Origin of the sequence: Serratia sp. NFX21, from assembly GCF_048517035.1 — a bacterium.
Classification (GTDB): domain Bacteria; phylum Pseudomonadota; class Gammaproteobacteria; order Enterobacterales; family Enterobacteriaceae; genus Serratia; species Serratia quinivorans.
The window spans coordinates 458,688-474,185 of record NZ_CP183196.1; the positions used below are offsets into that span (position 1 = coordinate 458,688).

At 55.1% G+C, this 15,498-nt stretch carries 14 protein-coding genes; 5 read left to right on the forward strand and 9 right to left on the reverse strand.

The features are described from left to right. Positions 1 to 22 precede the first annotated feature (22 nt). From ACNT1W_RS02150 to rpmH, 9 genes are all read right to left on the reverse strand, one after another. A complete protein-coding gene (locus ACNT1W_RS02150) occupies positions 23 to 589 on the reverse strand; it encodes an NADPH-dependent FMN reductase (protein WP_012004499.1) in 567 nt (188 codons plus the stop codon). A gap of 174 nt (positions 590 to 763) precedes the next feature. Next, a complete protein-coding gene (locus tag ACNT1W_RS02155) occupies positions 764 to 1,489 on the reverse strand; it encodes a 4'-phosphopantetheinyl transferase family protein (RefSeq protein ID WP_112362302.1) in 726 nt (241 codons plus the stop codon). 96 nt (positions 1,490 to 1,585) lie between these two features. After that, positions 1,586 to 2,899, reverse strand: a complete 1,314-nt coding sequence (locus tag ACNT1W_RS02160) for a lysine N(6)-hydroxylase/L-ornithine N(5)-oxygenase family protein (RefSeq protein WP_419246349.1) — start codon at positions 2,897 to 2,899, stop codon at positions 1,586 to 1,588. Between the two features lie 122 nt (positions 2,900 to 3,021). Further along, positions 3,022 to 3,822, reverse strand: coding sequence for an MBL fold metallo-hydrolase (locus ACNT1W_RS02165; protein WP_419246350.1), 801 nt, complete (start codon positions 3,820 to 3,822; stop codon positions 3,022 to 3,024). 29 nt (positions 3,823 to 3,851) lie between these two features. Beyond that, entirely contained in the window at positions 3,852 to 5,216 is a 1,365-nt protein-coding gene (mnmE, locus tag ACNT1W_RS02170) for a tRNA uridine-5-carboxymethylaminomethyl(34) synthesis GTPase MnmE (RefSeq protein ID WP_012004503.1), read from the reverse strand. A 102-nt stretch (positions 5,217 to 5,318) separates the two neighbouring features. Continuing rightward, entirely contained in the window at positions 5,319 to 6,956 is a 1,638-nt protein-coding gene (gene yidC / locus ACNT1W_RS02175) for a membrane protein insertase YidC (RefSeq protein ID WP_012004504.1), read from the reverse strand. 2 nt (positions 6,957 to 6,958) lie between these two features. Then, a complete protein-coding gene (gene yidD, locus ACNT1W_RS02180) occupies positions 6,959 to 7,216 on the reverse strand; it encodes a membrane protein insertion efficiency factor YidD (RefSeq protein WP_012004505.1) in 258 nt (85 codons plus the stop codon). Next, positions 7,180 to 7,539, reverse strand: coding sequence for a ribonuclease P protein component (gene rnpA, locus ACNT1W_RS02185; RefSeq protein ID WP_004950547.1), 360 nt, complete (start codon positions 7,537 to 7,539; stop codon positions 7,180 to 7,182). Before rnpA ends, yidD begins: the two co-directional genes overlap by 37 nt. Before the next feature lie 18 nt (positions 7,540 to 7,557). Then, positions 7,558 to 7,698 (reverse strand): 50S ribosomal protein L34, encoded by a 141-nt coding sequence (gene rpmH, locus ACNT1W_RS02190; RefSeq protein ID WP_003849659.1) that lies wholly within the window; start codon positions 7,696 to 7,698, stop codon positions 7,558 to 7,560. A gap of 682 nt (positions 7,699 to 8,380) precedes the next feature. Here rpmH and dnaA point away from each other — a divergent pair. From dnaA to yidA, 5 genes are all read left to right on the forward strand, one after another. Further along, entirely contained in the window at positions 8,381 to 9,772 is a 1,392-nt protein-coding gene (dnaA, locus tag ACNT1W_RS02195) for a chromosomal replication initiator protein DnaA (protein ID WP_012004506.1), read from the forward strand. Between the two features lie 4 nt (positions 9,773 to 9,776). Beyond that, positions 9,777 to 10,877, forward strand: coding sequence for a DNA polymerase III subunit beta (gene dnaN / locus ACNT1W_RS02200; RefSeq protein WP_112362298.1), 1,101 nt, complete (start codon positions 9,777 to 9,779; stop codon positions 10,875 to 10,877). 111 nt (positions 10,878 to 10,988) lie between these two features. Further along, positions 10,989 to 12,074, forward strand: coding sequence for a DNA replication/repair protein RecF (recF, locus tag ACNT1W_RS02205; protein WP_012004508.1), 1,086 nt, complete (start codon positions 10,989 to 10,991; stop codon positions 12,072 to 12,074). 18 nt (positions 12,075 to 12,092) lie between these two features. Then, the gene (gene gyrB, locus ACNT1W_RS02210) at positions 12,093 to 14,507 is read left to right on the forward strand and encodes a DNA topoisomerase (ATP-hydrolyzing) subunit B (RefSeq protein ID WP_012004509.1); all 2,415 of its coding nucleotides are present in this window, start codon (positions 12,093 to 12,095) and stop codon (positions 14,505 to 14,507) included. Positions 14,508 to 14,630: 123 nt separating this feature from the next. Further along, entirely contained in the window at positions 14,631 to 15,446 is an 816-nt protein-coding gene (gene yidA, locus ACNT1W_RS02215) for a sugar-phosphatase (RefSeq protein ID WP_259191364.1), read from the forward strand. The last annotated feature ends 52 nt before the right edge of the window (positions 15,447 to 15,498 follow it).

Sequence of the window (15,498 nt, forward strand, 5' to 3'; positions counted from 1 at the left end):
ATGAAGGCGTCAAAAAAGACATTTATTTCAGACGGCGAATATAATCGCTGAAGGCGGACAGTTGCCCGGTCAGGAAATCCAGCGTTCCCTGGTCAATGAGTTCCTCAGCCTGCGCATCCACTTTGTTCTGGATCACGCCGCCCATAAACTCCGGCTTATTCATCACCATCGCATCGAGGAACACCAGGATCTGGCGCAGATGATACTGGCAGCGCGCGCCGCCAATCGGCCCCATGGAACTGGTTTGGATCGCCACCGGTTTACCGGCTAACGGCTGATTCGGCAGGCGGGACAGCCAGTCGATGGCATTTTTTAACCCACCGGGTACCGAATAGTTATATTCCGGGGTCACGATGATCACACCGTCGGCCTGGCGGATTTGTTCGGCAATGGCTTCCACCGAAGCGGGGAAGCCCTCTTCTTGTTGTACATCGGCATCGTACAGCGGGATATCACGGATAGAGGGAAGTGCTTCGATGGTGACACCCTGTGGCGCGAGGCCTGGCAGGGCGCGGGCGACCATCGCGTTGTAAGAGCCTTTACGCAGGCTGCCGAGCAGAGTGACGATTTTTAATGCTTGGTCTGACATGGTGATTCTCCCTTTCGAATGAACAGATTCAGCTTGGAACACCCAAAGATAGTAGGGCAAGAAGGGCGGGGAGAATAGATGATTACTGAATAATTGGCTGACTTTGCAGTTTTATGCAGAAATTTATCCGTTAAAGAAAGTTTTATCTTACAGATTAGCCATAAATCGTCGATGTCAGCGGTGGAGCGCCAGACTGGTTAATTTCACAAAGCGGGTAGAGAGCGCAGGGGCTCGCGGGGAGATTTCGCCGTGCTTGTGCAGGCCTTTCCCCGCTTCGTATTGCCAGCAGATTAAGCGCTCCAGGTTGGGTTCACGTGCGCAAGCCCAACTCAGGTATTCGTCGGCATCGCTCATCACATGAACCTGGGGGGTAATGCTGGAGCGCAAATGGCCGGAAAAAGGGTGCAGCAGCAGCGTCGATTGTCCACTGTTACCCAGGCCGGAAAGCTTCAGCACGCTCTGGCGAATGCTCCACAGTTGGGTTTCCGCCTCCAGCCGGTCGTACTGTGCGCTGATCCAGGCGTTTTCTGCCGGCGTTTGGTATTGGTGTTGCAGCTCTCTATGTTGCCCGGCACGGGCACGCATGACTTCGATATCCAGGCCTACCTTGCCTTCCTGGCTGAGCAAAACCCCCACCGTATCGCTGGCATAGGCCAGGCTGAAATCGGGCAGGTGATTGTCGACGAAACAGGGGCGTCCGGTGGGGGTGGTGGCGAGAGCCGGCAATGTCGACAAGCCATAAAGATAAAACATCATTTCTGCGAGCAGGATGCGCCCCTGCAGGAAGCGCTGGCGGCGTTTAACGGAAAAAGCAGCGGTTGCAGCAACGACCTCGGCGGATAATCTCCGGGTATCCAGTGCGGTGGATGTGGGGATCCATCGGGCAAAATGACATGCCATTATTCACTCCGTGACAGAGGGGGCGCTGAAAACGCTGGGGAGTTAGATTAAGCATAAGTCGAGGATTTATCATTAAAAAACAGTATGCGTTTTATCCTATTTATCTGGATAAGCAATATCATTGTCCGGAGGAGCATCACTCCACCATTGGATCATCGATGCGTTCGGCGTCAGATCAAAATGGGGTTTGCCGAGCAGATGATTGAGGATGCGGGCCGAGCGCCAGGCCATCAGGCTGAGTCCCCCTTCTGCGCTGCCGTGGCTGTGTATTCCGGCATTCACCGCATAAATACGATTCTGTTCAGGCCCCTGCCACTCAAGGTTAAAATCCGGCTGTAGCGGCAAGCGCTGTTTGTTGTCGAAAGGAATGCGTGACAGCAGCGGCTTTAGGCAGGACGGCAACGAAGGGCGGTAACCTGTCGCTAAAATGACGACGTCGGCGTGAAACCCTTCCTGGCGGTTTTCCAAACCGTGGCGGGTGCGTAATTGATAGCCTTTGTCCGTCGGTTCGATCGCCAGCAGCGTACGGTGTGGTAAAAGACGGACATTACGCGGCTGGTGCATTACGTCGAAACGCAGGTACAACTCGCGGTACAGCGTACGCAGCGTATGATTACTGATGCCGTCTGCAGGTAACTTCTGAGCCTTGATTTCGCGTTCGCGGATTTCCTGCGGCAGCGTATAAAAATAATCGACGTATTCCGGGGTGAAATATTCATTGGTGAAGGCGGACTCGTCCAGCGGTTGGAAGTTAGGCCGGCGGGAAATCCAGTCCAGCTGTGCGGCTTCTCCCCAATGGCCGCGTAGCGCGTTCAGGAAAATATCTGCACCACTTTGGCCTCCCCCGACAACGGTGACCCGCTTACCGGTCAGATCCGGGTTGCGAATGGCAATTTCGGCGGCATGCAGGCAGTTTTCGCCCAGCGCAGGGTAAAACTCCTCCGGCAACCAGGGGGCGTGGCCGGTACCCAGGCAGATATTCTTTGCCCACAAAGTCTGGTTGATGGTGCGGACTTCGAACAGCTGCTTGTCATCGTCAAAATCAATACTTTCAACCGACTGTGAAAACTGTAGTCCATCTAATCTATCGCAGGCCCAACTCAGGTAGTCAGAGAACTCTTCACGGCTGATAATTTGCTGTTCGGTGATCAAAAATCGATAGATTTTTTTCTGCTCGACCAGGTAATTGATAAAGGAGAATTGGCTACGGGGTGTTACCGCCGTAACCAGGTCCTGCAGTACATAGGTCTGCATATAGGCGGAAGGCAGCAGCATGCCGGGGTGCCAGCGGAAGCTGGCGTTTCGATCGAGAAAGGTGTAATTGAGGACGCCACTTTCATAGGCCAGCGCGGCCAGACTGAGGTTGAAGGGGCCAAGGCCGATACCCAGTAAATCCAGTGGTTCATTCATTTTTTCTTATCTCTCCCGCCAAAAATCGCTGAGATAAGCTTAGGTGATTTTTGGCAAGCCAGGGGAGATAGCGATTGTTGTTCAGTGGTAGGGCGGTAAAAACTAATGTGCTTATTAGCGTTTTATTCCAGAACGAAAGTGTCCCCCGTCGCCGGCGATATCATCTCCGGTAACCACAGCTGCCCCCATGCGCCGGTACAATGGCATCCCATGAGCTTATCGGGTTTTTGCTGATTCAGAAATTGCCTGACCTGCCATATCAGGCGCGGTGAGGCGCAGCGCAGGTGGAAACCGCCGATCAACGCATGGATCTTATTGACCCCGGTGATCTTTTGGCAGTGGCGCACGATGTTAATGATCCCGCGATGCCCGCAGCCGGTAATAATCACCAGCCCGCGATCGGACTTATAAATCAGCACGCCTTCGTCGATAACGTAATCCACAGCCTCAGTTTTTCCGCCGATCACGCCATAGGCCTTCGGCTCGGCCACCGCGATCTCCCCTGACCACATAAAGCGTTCGCTGATATGCAGTGGCTCACGGCTGTATTCCATACGATGGCGGGAGTAATCGATATCCAGCGATAATTTTTTGATTTTCCGGCTATGGCCAAGCAGTTTTACCGCCGAATAGCGTTCATCGGCTATTTGCGGATGGCAAATGATGCGGCTGTTATCGGGTAACCAGGGGACACCGCCGCAGTGGTCATAATGGCCGTGTGACAGTACGGTCGCGGTTAGCCCTGACAGGTCAATGCCCATCAGCGCTGCGTTATCCAGAAAACTGCCATCGGGGCCGGTATCGAACAAAATTGAGTCCGTTTCATCCTGAATCAACAGGCTGAGCCCGGCTTTCACCCGCAGCGATTTGTCCGCGCCGGTGGCGCGGCGGTTTTCCAGTAACACTCTGAGCGTTAATGCCATGCCTGTTCTTTCCTTAGAAGGATGAGGGTTTACTTGCCGATACAGAAGCTGGAGAAGATGCGCCCCAGCAGGTCATCGGAGGTAAATTCGCCGGTAATTTCACTCAGCGCTTGCTGCGCCAGGCGCAATTCCTCGGCCAGCAGCTCCCCCGCGTAAGCGCTCACTAACTGTTCTTTGCCCTCGACCAGATGCTGGGCCGCTTGCTCAAGCGCCTGCAGATGGCGACGGCGCGCCAGGAAGCCACCTTCCATATTGCTGGTGAAGCCCATGCTCTGCTTCAGGTGGTCGCGCAGCAGATCTATGCCTTCGCCGGTACGCGCCGACAGGCGAATAAGTGAGTGACCATTTACTTCTGTCATGCCCAGCGTTTCACCGGTGATGTCGGCTTTATTGCGCACCACGGTGATTGGCAAGCGGTGCGGCAGACGTGCCATAAACTCTGGCCAAATCTCAGCCGGTTCGGTGGCCGCGGTGGTGGTGCCATCGACCATAAACAGCACGCGATCCGCCTGTTCGATCTCATTCCATGCACGTTCGATACCGATGCGCTCAACTTCGTCGCTGGCTTCACGCAGGCCGGCGGTGTCGATGATGTGCAATGGCATGCCGTCGATGTGAATATGTTCGCGCAAAACGTCGCGGGTGGTGCCGGCAATGTCGGTAACAATCGCCGCTTCACGGCCGGCCAATGCGTTCAGCAGGCTGGATTTACCGGCGTTTGGCCGCCCGGCGATCACCACCTTCATCCCTTCACGCAGCAGGCTGCCCTGGCGCGCTTCGGCGCGTACGCTGTCCAGATCGGCCATAACGCCGTTGAGCTGCGCTTCGATTTTACCGTCAGACAGGAAGTCGATTTCCTCATCGGGGAAGTCGATGGCCGCTTCCACATAGATCCGCAGGTGAGTAAGTGCTTCCACAAGCTGGTGGATGCGGGTGGAAAAAGCCCCCTGCAGCGAGTTCATGGCTGAACGTGCCGCCTGCTCGGAACTGGCATCGATCAGGTCGGCAATCGCCTCGGCCTGCGCCAGATCCAGCTTGTCGTTGAGGAATGCGCGTTCGGAAAACTCGCCGGGCCGCGCGATACGCATGCCTGGCAGCGCCAACACGCGTTTGAGCAGCAGATCGAGGATCACCGGCCCGCCGTGGCCTTGCAGCTCCAGCACGTCTTCGCCGGTAAACGAATTAGGGCCTGGGAACCACAGTGCGATGCCCTGATCCAGGGTGGCACCTGCGGCATCCCGGAATGGCAGGTAATCGGCGTAACGCGGCTTGGGTAGCTTGCCGAGCAGGGCCTGGGCGACATCTTTGGCGCCACGGCCGGAAATACGCAGAATGCCGACGCCGCCGCGTCCCGGCGGGGTGGCTTGGGCTACGATGGTATCGGTGGTGCTCATAGTGATTCTCTTCTCTGACAATTCAATATGCAAAAAGGCGGTCTAATGACCGCCTCTTGGTGTTACTGCAAGGGTTCAGCGCGCCGAACCCCTACAATACGCTTAGGTTTTTTTCTTGTCGCGGCTGTGTAAACCACGTTTTTCCAGGCCGCGGTAAATCAACTGCTGCTGGAGGATGGTCACCAGGTTACTGACGATGTAGTACAGCACCAGACCGGACGGGAACCACAGGAAGAACACTGTGAAGATCACCGGCATGAAGGTCATGATTTTCTGCTGCATCGGATCAGTCACGGTGGTCGGCGACATCTTCTGAATGAAGAACATCGTCACGCCCATCAGGATTGGCAAGATGTAGTACGGGTCTTGCGCCGACAGGTCGTGGATCCACAAAGCGAACGGCGCGTGGCGCAGCTCAACCGAGCCCATCAACATGTAGTACAGCGCCAGGAAGATTGGCATCTGGATAACCAGCGGCAGACAACCCCCCAACGGATTCACTTTCTCAGACTTGTACAGCGCCATCATTTCCTGACTCATGCGCTGTTTGTCATCACCGATACGCTCACGCATCGCCTGCAGTTTTGGCTGCAGCATGCGCATTTTCGCCATCGAGGTGTACTGCGCTTTGGTCAGCGGGTACATGATGCCGCGCACGATGAAGGTGATGATGATAATTGAGAAGCCCCAGTTACCGATAAAGCCGTGGATGAACTTCAGCAGTTTGAACAGCGGTTGGGAGATGAACCACAACCAACCGTAATCCACGGTCAGGTCCAGATGCGGCGCCAGTTGGGCCATCTGATCCTGCAGTTCCGGGCCTACCCACAGGGTGGCGTTCAGTTGCTGCTGCGCACCTGGCTGCACCACTACCGGAGTAGATTTGAAGCCGATGGTAGACAGGTTGTCGCCAGGCTTGGCGGTATAGAAGGTATTGCTACCCTGAGTTGCCGGTACCCACGCGGTGGCGAAGTATTGTTGCAGCATTGCAACCCAACCGCCCTGGGTGGTGACACTCAGGTTCTCGTCCTTATCGAACGCATACTTCTGGTATTTGTCATCGCTGGAAGAGTAAGCCGCGCCACGGAAGGTGTGCAGGGCAAAGTTGTTGCTGCCGGTGTCACGGTGCTTAGGCAGCTCGGTGGTCTGCTTCAGTTGGCCGAACAGGGTCAGTTCCAGCGGAGTGGTGCTCTTGTTGTCGACGTTGTAGTCAACGGCAACCGCGTAATGATTGCGTTTGAGCACGAAAGTTTTGGTGTAGATAGCGCCATCTTTACCGGTAAAGGTCAGCGGGATGCGCAACTCTTCCTGGCCTTCCGGCAGGGTGTAGCTGTCCTGCGCCGCCTGGAACAGAGGACGTTCGCCATTTGCCGGGTTATCCGGGCCGTTTCTGCCGGTCAGGCCGCTTTGCGCCTGATAAACAAATGCCGGTGTGGTTTCCAGCAGCTGGAATGGCGTCGATGAACCCAGAGTGTCAGGGTAGGCCAACAGTTTAGCCTGCTCGATATCACCACCACGGGTGTTGATGGTCAGCGACAGCACGTCAGTGTTTACGGTAATCAGTTTACCTTGGCCACTGGCTGGAACTGCTGAGCTTGCGGCATCACCGGTAGCTGGGTTCGAAGTCTGTTGCGTGGTCTGCGCGACTGGTTGCGGAGCATTGTCCGTTTGCCAGGCTTGCCAGATCATGAAAGACACGAACAGCAGAGCGATGAGGAGAAGATTGCGTTGCGAATCCATCGTTAGTGTTCTCTGTTATCGTCGGGTTTCGGCGGCACGGGATCATCGCCACCTGGGTTCAAGGGGTGGCATTTTAATACGCGTTTCAATGCTAACCAACTGCCTTTTATCATGCCAAACCTGCTTAATGCCTCAATTGCGTAATGAGAGCATGTCGGCTGGAAGCGACAACGAGGCCCAAGCAGCGGACTGATGACGAGCTGGTAAGCCCGCACCAGCCCGATCAGGATGCGGGAGCCTGGCGACAGTGGCGACGCCATAATTTTTCCAAAGCTTCCGTCAGTGCACGGTTATCCAAATCCGCTATCCCTTTTTTGGCCACCACGACAAAATCCATCGCCGGTAACTCGTGCTGACGTAAACGGAAGCTTTCGCGGGTTAGGCGTTTGATCCGGTTGCGTTCATGCGCGCGTTTGACGTGTTTTTTGGCGACGGTAAGACCGATGCGGGGATGCCCCAGCTGGTTCAGGCGGCCGAGGATGGTGATTTGCGGCGTGCCAGCCCGTTGTGGCTGCTGGAAGACGAAAGTGAAGTGAGTGGGAGTTAACAAACGTAACTCCCTGGGAAAAGCGAGCTTAACCACTCAGCGGGTTAGCTTTTATTACTTAGAAACAGTCAGACGAGAACGGCCTTTCGCACGACGGCGGGCCAGAACTTGACGACCATTTTTGGTGGCCATACGAGCACGGAAACCGTGGCTACGGTTACGCTTCAATACGGACGGTTGGAAAGTGCGTTTCATGGCGATTTCTACCTAAACTTAAAATAATTACTGATCAGTAAACGCGTTTGGCTATTCGGCGTGAAGACGACCGACGCCTCAATCGCAATATATAAAGAGGCGGGATTGTAATAATTGTACAGTCCTGAGTCAATTCACATTGCGCTAGCCTACCTGGTTGTCTGCCAATTCGGAGTAAAATCCGGTCTTGGCCCGTGGTCACCGCAGAATCCTGTCCGGTTAATGACACACCATTTAGGAACCAGGTACACACGTAGGGCGAAGATTATACGGACTCGGGGGTAAATCGCAAGGATCCCGATGCGATCCTTGGGGGCAAAGCCAAGGATCGGGCGTGGATAACAGGGTATAACCGGTTGACAATGTAAAAAATACCTTTCCGCAGGCGGGTTTTTGCCTGCAATTTGGCGAGGCTGGCGAAAAGATCGCCGCAGGCCGGGGCCTGTGGATAAAATGGATCTAATCTGTGATGAAGAGGAGGATCTCTTGCGCGGATTGCGCTATGATCCGTCATTCCGATCGCGATCTCTCAAGCGGGGATCGTGAGGGACATAAACCGTGAAAGGCGGTTCGCATCCCCCACAGGCAAACAGCCGATGCCGGGTATGTGTCAAAAATCATGAGTTATAAAAAATTAGCCTGATTCTTTTCTTTTATTGATCTTGTTCGAGTGGAGTCCGCCGTGTCACTTTCGCTTTGGCAGCAGTGTCTTGCCCGATTGCAGGATGAGTTACCTGCCACAGAATTTAGTATGTGGATACGCCCATTGCAGGCGGAACTGAGTGACAACACCCTGGCGCTTTATGCGCCCAATCGTTTTGTGCTGGATTGGGTTCGCGATAAATACTTAAACAATATCAATGGTCTGTTGAATGATTTCTGCGGTACGGATGCCCCATTGCTGCGTTTTGAAGTGGGCAGTAAGCCCCTCTCCCAAATCATCAGCCAGACCGTTACTGCCAGCGTCAGTGCACCCAGCGCGCCAATAGTGCGTGTTGCCGCGCCGTCCCGCCCAAGCTGGGACAACGCAGCGCCGCAGCCTGAACTTTCTTACCGCTCCAACGTTAACCCAAAGCACACCTTTGATAACTTTGTTGAGGGTAAATCCAACCAGTTGGCGCGCGCGGCGGCCCGTCAGGTGGCGGATAACCCGGGTGGTGCCTATAACCCGTTGTTCCTTTATGGCGGCACCGGCCTGGGTAAAACTCACCTGTTGCACGCGGTGGGTAACGGCATCATGGCACGCAAGGCCAACGCCAAAGTGGTCTATATGCACTCGGAACGCTTTGTGCAGGACATGGTCAAAGCCTTGCAGAACAATGCCATTGAAGAATTTAAGCGTTATTACCGTTCGGTCGATGCGCTGCTGATCGATGACATCCAATTTTTTGCCAATAAAGAGCGTTCGCAGGAAGAGTTCTTCCATACCTTTAACGCCTTGTTGGAAGGCAATCAGCAGATTATCCTGACCTCGGACCGTTATCCGAAAGAGATTAACGGCGTGGAAGATCGTCTGAAATCCCGCTTCGGTTGGGGGCTGACGGTCGCGATCGAACCGCCGGAGCTGGAAACCCGCGTAGCGATCCTGATGAAAAAGGCCGACGAGAATAATATCCGTCTGCCGGGCGAAGTGGCGTTCTTTATCGCCAAGCGCCTGCGTTCCAACGTGCGTGAGCTCGAAGGGGCGTTGAACCGCGTGATCGCCAACGCAAACTTTACCGGCCGTGCCATTACCATTGATTTCGTGCGTGAAGCGCTGCGCGATCTGCTGGCATTGCAGGAAAAGCTGGTCACCATCGATAATATTCAAAAGACGGTGGCGGAATACTATAAAATTAAAATCGCTGATTTGTTGTCCAAGCGGCGCTCGCGTTCCGTTGCCCGTCCCCGCCAAATGGCGATGGCGTTGGCAAAAGAGCTCACCAACCACAGCCTGCCAGAAATCGGCGATGCGTTTGGTGGCCGCGACCATACCACGGTGTTGCACGCCTGCCGGAAGATCGAGCAGTTGCGTGAGGAAAGTCACGACATCAAAGAAGATTTCTCCAATTTAATCAGAACATTATCTTCCTAGCGCTATGAAATTTATCGTTGAACGTGAGCATCTGCTAAAACCACTGCAACAGGTGAGCAGCCCGCTGGGCGGCCGCCCAACGCTGCCAATTCTGGGTAACCTGCTGTTGCAGGTGACGGAAGGCTGCCTGCTGTTGACCGGCACCGATCTGGAGATGGAGATGGTGGCACGCGTTGCCCTGTCCCAACCTCATGAAACGGGCGCGACTACCGTCCCCGCGCGTAAATTATTTGATATCTGCCGTGGCTTGCCCGAAGGGGCCGAGATCACTGTGACGCTGGAAGGCGAGCGTATGCTGGTGCGTTCCGGCCGCAGTCGCTTCTCTCTTTCTACGTTGCCGGCGGTGGATTTCCCGAACCTGGACGACTGGCAGAGCGAAGTTGAATTTTCTCTGCCACAGGCGACCCTTAAGCGCCTGATCGAAGCCACGCAGTTCTCGATGGCTCATCAGGACGTGCGCTACTACTTAAACGGCATGCTGTTCGAAACCGAAGGTGAAGAACTGCGTACCGTGGCGACCGATGGCCACCGCCTGGCGGTGTGCTCGATGCCGATCGGTCAGCAATTGCCGTCGCATTCGGTGATCGTGCCGCGTAAAGGCGTGATGGAGCTGGTGCGTTTGCTGGACGGTGGCGATACGCTGCTGCAACTGCAAATCGGCAGTAACAACATTCGCGCCCACGTCGGTGACTTTATCTTCACCTCCAAGCTGGTTGATGGCCGTTTCCCTGACTATCGTCGCGTCTTGCCGAAGAATCCGGACAAAACGCTGGAAGCCGGCTGCGATCTGCTCAAGCAGGCGTTTGCTCGTGCGGCCATTTTGTCGAACGAGAAGTTCCGCGGTGTGCGGCTGTATGTCAGCCAAAACCAGCTTAAGATCACTGCCAACAACCCGGAACAGGAAGAGGCGGAAGAGATCCTCGATGTCAGCTACGACGGCACCGAGATGGAAATTGGTTTCAACGTCAGCTACGTGCTGGACGTATTGAACGCGCTCAAGTGTGAAGATGTGCGCCTGCTGCTGACCGACTCGGTTTCCAGCGTGCAGATCGAAGACGGTGCCAGTAAGTCTGCTGCCTACGTCGTCATGCCAATGCGGTTGTAGTTCATACCCGTCGTCTTTCAAGCTGCAGCGTTGTTGGCTGCACTAGCTGCAACTTGAAATCCATAGGGTATATAAGGTTGAATAACTTACCGTCATGGGTAAAGAGATTGCATGGCTCTGACGCGTTTACTGATTAAAGATTTCCGTAATATAGAAGCTGCCGATTTGGCGCTGGCGCCGGGATTCAACTTTCTGGTGGGTGCCAATGGCAGCGGAAAAACCAGCGTGCTTGAGGCGGTTTACACCCTTGGGCACGGGCGGGCGTTTCGCAGCCTGCAGGCCGGGCGGGTGATCCGCCACGACCAGCCGGAGTTTATTTTGCACGGCCGTATTGACGGTGCAGAGCGTGAAATTTCCGTAGGATTAAGCAAGAGCCGTCAGGGGGACAGCAAGGTACGCATCGATGGCAGCGACGGCCACAAAGTGGCTGAACTGGCGCAGTTATTGCCGATGCAACTGATTACCCCCGAAGGTTTTACCCTGCTAAACGGTGGGCCGAAATTTCGGCGTGCCTTCCTGGACTGGGGCTGTTTTCATAACGAACCCGGTTTTTTCACCGCCTGGAGCAACCTGAAACGGTTACTGAAGCAGCGCAATGCCGCGCTGCGCCAGGTCAGTCGCTATGCGCAGATCCGCGCCTGGGATCAGGAACTGATCCCCTTGGCCGAGCGTATCAGCGAGTGGCGGGCAGCTTACAGCGACGCGATTGCCGCGGATATTACCGCGACATGCGCGCAGTTTTTGCCCGAATTTGCCCTGAGTTTCTCTTTCCAGCGTGGCTGGGACAAAGAGAGTGACTACGGAGAGCTGCTGGAGCGCCAGTTTGAGCGTGACAGGGCGTTAACCTATACCGCGGTGGGGCCGCATAAGGCGGACTTCCGCATTCGTGCCGACGGCACGCCGGTAGAGGATTTGTTATCGCGCGGTCAGCTTAAACTGCTGATGTGCGCGTTGCGCTTAGCGCAGGGTGAGTTTCTCACCCGGCAGAGCGGGCGGCGTTGCCTGTATCTGATTGATGATTTTGCCTCCGAGCTGGACACCGGCCGTCGCCGGTTGCTGGCCGATCGCCTGAAAGCCACCCAGGCCCAGGTCTTTGTCAGTGCCGTAAGCGCTGAACAAGTGACCGATATGGCCGGTGAAAAGGGCAAGATGTTCCGCGTGGAACAAGGTAAAATAGAGGTTCAACCACAGGACTAAAATGAGCGAGAAACGTTGATGTCGAATTCTTATGACTCCTCAAGTATCAAGGTATTAAAAGGGCTGGACGCGGTGCGTAAGCGCCCGGGCATGTATATCGGCGACACCGATGATGGCACCGGTCTGCACCACATGGTATTCGAGGTTGTGGACAACGCTATCGACGAAGCACTCGCTGGCCACTGTAGTGACATCCAGGTGACCATCCATGCCGATAACTCCGTTTCGGTACAGGATGACGGCCGTGGTATCCCGACCGGTATTCACGAAGAGGAAGGGGTTTCTGCGGCGCAGGTGATCATGACCGTGCTGCATGCCGGCGGCAAATTTGATGACAACTCCTACAAGGTATCCGGCGGTCTGCACGGCGTGGGCGTTTCTGTTGTTAACGCCTTGTCCGAGAAGCTGGAACTGGTTATCCGTCGCGAAGGCAAGGTGCACGAACAGACCTACGCCATGGGCGAGCCACAGGCGCCGCTGAAAGTGGTCGGTGAAACCGATCAGACCGGCACCACGGTGCGTTTCTGGCCGAGCTATGAAACCTTCACCAATAATGTCGAATTTGAGTACGATATTCTGGCCAAGCGCCTGCGCGAACTCTCATTCCTGAACTCGGGCGTGTCTATCCGCCTGAAAGACAAACGTACCGACAAAGAAGACCACTTCCACTACGAAGGCGGTATCAAGGCGTTTGTTGAGTATCTGAACAAGAACAAAACCCCGATCCATCCAAACGTGTTCTATTTCTCGACCATGAAAGATGACATCGGTGTGGAAGTGGCGCTGCAGTGGAACGACGGTTTCCAGGAAAATATCTACTGCTTCACCAACAACATCCCACAGCGTGATGGGGGTACCCACCTGGTCGGTTTCCGTACCGCGATGACCCGTACCCTGAACAGCTACATGGATAAAGAAGGCTACAGCAAAAAAGCCAAAATCAGCGCCACCGGTGACGATGCGCGTGAAGGCCTGATTGCCGTGGTTTCGGTGAAAGTGCCGGATCCGAAGTTCTCTTCTCAGACCAAAGACAAGCTGGTTTCTTCCGAGGTGAAAACCGCGGTTGAAACGCTGATGAATGAAAAGCTGGTCGATTATCTGATGGAAAACCCGGGCGACGCGAAAATCGTCGTCGGCAAAATCATCGATGCGGCGCGTGCTCGTGAAGCAGCGCGTAAAGCGCGTGAAATGACCCGTCGCAAAGGCGCATTGGATCTGGCTGGCCTGCCGGGCAAACTGGCAGACTGTCAGGAACGCGATCCGGCGCTGTCCGAACTGTACCTGGTGGAAGGGGACTCAGCGGGCGGCTCTGCCAAGCAGGGGCGTAACCGTAAGAACCAGGCAATCTTGCCGTTGAAAGGTAAAATCCTCAACGTTGAGAAAGCACGCTTCGACAAGATGCTGTCTTCGCAGGAAGTGGCGACGCTGATCACTGCACTGGGCTGCGGCATTGGCCGCGATGAGTACAACCCGGACAAACTGCGTTACCACAGCATCATTATCATGACCGATGCCGACGTCGATGGCTCGCATATCCGTACGCTGCTGTTGACCTTCTTCTACCGTCAGATGCCGGAAATCATTGAGCGCGGCCACGTGTTCATTGCTCAGCCGCCGCTGTACAAGGTGAAAAAAGGCAAGCAGGAACAGTACATCAAAGATGACGAAGCGATGGATCAGTACCAAATATCTATCGCAATGGACGGCGCAACCCTGCACACCAACGCCAGCGCACCAGCACTTGCCGGTGAGCCATTGGAAAAACTGGTTGCCGAGCACTACAGCGTGCAGAAGCTGATCGGTCGTATGGAGCGCCGCTACCCGCGTGCACTGCTGAACAACCTGATTTACCAGCCAACTTTGGCAGAGGGCGATCTGAGCGATCAGGCCAAGGTTAAAACCTGGATTGATTCGCTGGTGAAACTGCTGAACGACAAAGAGCAGCATGGCAGCAGCTATGACTCGGTGATCTTTGAGAACCGTGAGCGCCAGATGTTTGAGCCGGTACTGCGCATCCGTACCCACGGTGTGGATACCGACTACGCGCTGGACTTCGACTTCATCCACGGCGGCGAATATCGCAAGATCTGCGTGCTGGGTGAGAAACTGCGCGGCCTGATCGAAGAAGATGCCTTCATCGAACGTGGTGAGCGTCGTCAACCCGTTGAAAGCTTCGAACAGGCATTGGAGTGGCTGGTGAAAGAGTCACGCCGTGGGCTGGCAGTACAGCGTTATAAAGGTCTGGGTGAAATGAACCCAGAGCAGCTGTGGGAAACCACCATGGATCCGGAAAGCCGCCGCATGCTGCGCGTGACCGTGAAGGACGCCATTGCTGCTGACCAACTGTTCACCACCCTGATGGGTGATGCGGTTGAGCCTCGTCGTGCCTTTATCGAAGAAAATGCCCTGAAAGCGGCAAACATCGATATCTAACGCATTGATGGCTGTAAAAATCCGCGCCGGGCGACCCGCGCGGATTTTTTTACGCCTTTTTTGGCGCTGACATTACGGGCTGAAACGCGTTAGCATGGGGCAAAACCACTGGGAGAGGCTCGAATGGCTATTGAACTGATTGCGATTGATATGGACGGCACGCTGCTTAACCCGCAGCACCAGATTACGCCGGCGGTAAAGCAGGCGATCACCGAGGCACGCCGCAAAGGGGTGCATGTGGTGCTGGCCACCGGGCGGCCTTACGTCGGCGTGCAGGATTATCTGCGTCAGTTGGACATTCAGGGGCCCGGTGATTTCTGTATTACCTATAATGGCGCGCTGGTGTTGAAGGCAGTAGATGGTGAATGCATCCTGCAGGAAACATTGGGTTTTGAGGATTACCTGCACTTCGAGAAGATGGCTCGCGAGTTTGGCGTCCATTTCCAGGCGTTTGATTTCGATACCCTGTATACCCCGAACAAGGATATCGGCAAATACACCGTGCATGAGTCTGAGATGACCGGTATTCCGCTGAAATACCGCAGCGTGGAAGAGATGGATCCTTCGATTCGTTTCCCTAAAGTGATGATGATCGACGAGCCTGAGCTGTTGGATCGCGCTATCGCTCGCATCCCGGCAGAAACGCGGGAACGTTACACCATCCTGAAAAGCGCGCCTTATTACCTGGAAATCTTGCACCAGAAAGTGGATAAGGGGGCTGGGGTGAAAATGCTGGCCGATCATCTCGGTATTGCGCGTGAAAACGTGATGACGTTGGGCGATCAGGCCAACGACACGGCGATGATTGAGTATGCCGGGTTGGGCGTGGCGATGGGCAATGCTATCCCGGAACTGAAAGCGGTAGCGCAGTTTGTTACCAGCACCAATACCGAAGACGGTGTAGCCCGCGCCATCGAGAAGTTTGTGCTGAATGCCTGATGGTTTTGGCATCACAGGGGCGCCACCGCGCCCCTGAAAGCAGGCTATAACC

Coding starts and splice junctions, on each gene's coding strand:
- ACNT1W_RS02150 (WP_012004499.1), bottom strand. CDS start 589: ATGTCAGACCAAGCATTAAAAATCGTCACTCTGCTCGGCAGCCTGCGT.
- ACNT1W_RS02155 (WP_112362302.1), bottom strand. CDS start 1,489: ATGGCATGTCATTTTGCCCGATGGATCCCCACATCCACCGCACTGGAT.
- ACNT1W_RS02160 (WP_419246349.1), bottom strand. CDS start 2,899: ATGAATGAACCACTGGATTTACTGGGTATCGGCCTTGGCCCCTTCAAC.
- ACNT1W_RS02165 (WP_419246350.1), bottom strand. CDS start 3,822: ATGGCATTAACGCTCAGAGTGTTACTGGAAAACCGCCGCGCCACCGGC.
- mnmE (WP_012004503.1), bottom strand. CDS start 5,216: ATGAGCACCACCGATACCATCGTAGCCCAAGCCACCCCGCCGGGACGC.
- yidC (WP_012004504.1), bottom strand. CDS start 6,956: ATGGATTCGCAACGCAATCTTCTCCTCATCGCTCTGCTGTTCGTGTCT.
- yidD (WP_012004505.1), bottom strand. CDS start 7,216: ATGGCGTCGCCACTGTCGCCAGGCTCCCGCATCCTGATCGGGCTGGTG.
- rpmH (WP_003849659.1), bottom strand. CDS start 7,698: ATGAAACGCACTTTCCAACCGTCCGTATTGAAGCGTAACCGTAGCCAC.
- dnaN (WP_112362298.1), top strand. CDS start 9,777: ATGAAATTTATCGTTGAACGTGAGCATCTGCTAAAACCACTGCAACAG.
- recF (WP_012004508.1), top strand. CDS start 10,989: ATGGCTCTGACGCGTTTACTGATTAAAGATTTCCGTAATATAGAAGCT.
- gyrB (WP_012004509.1), top strand. CDS start 12,093: ATGTCGAATTCTTATGACTCCTCAAGTATCAAGGTATTAAAAGGGCTG.
- yidA (WP_259191364.1), top strand. CDS start 14,631: ATGGCTATTGAACTGATTGCGATTGATATGGACGGCACGCTGCTTAAC.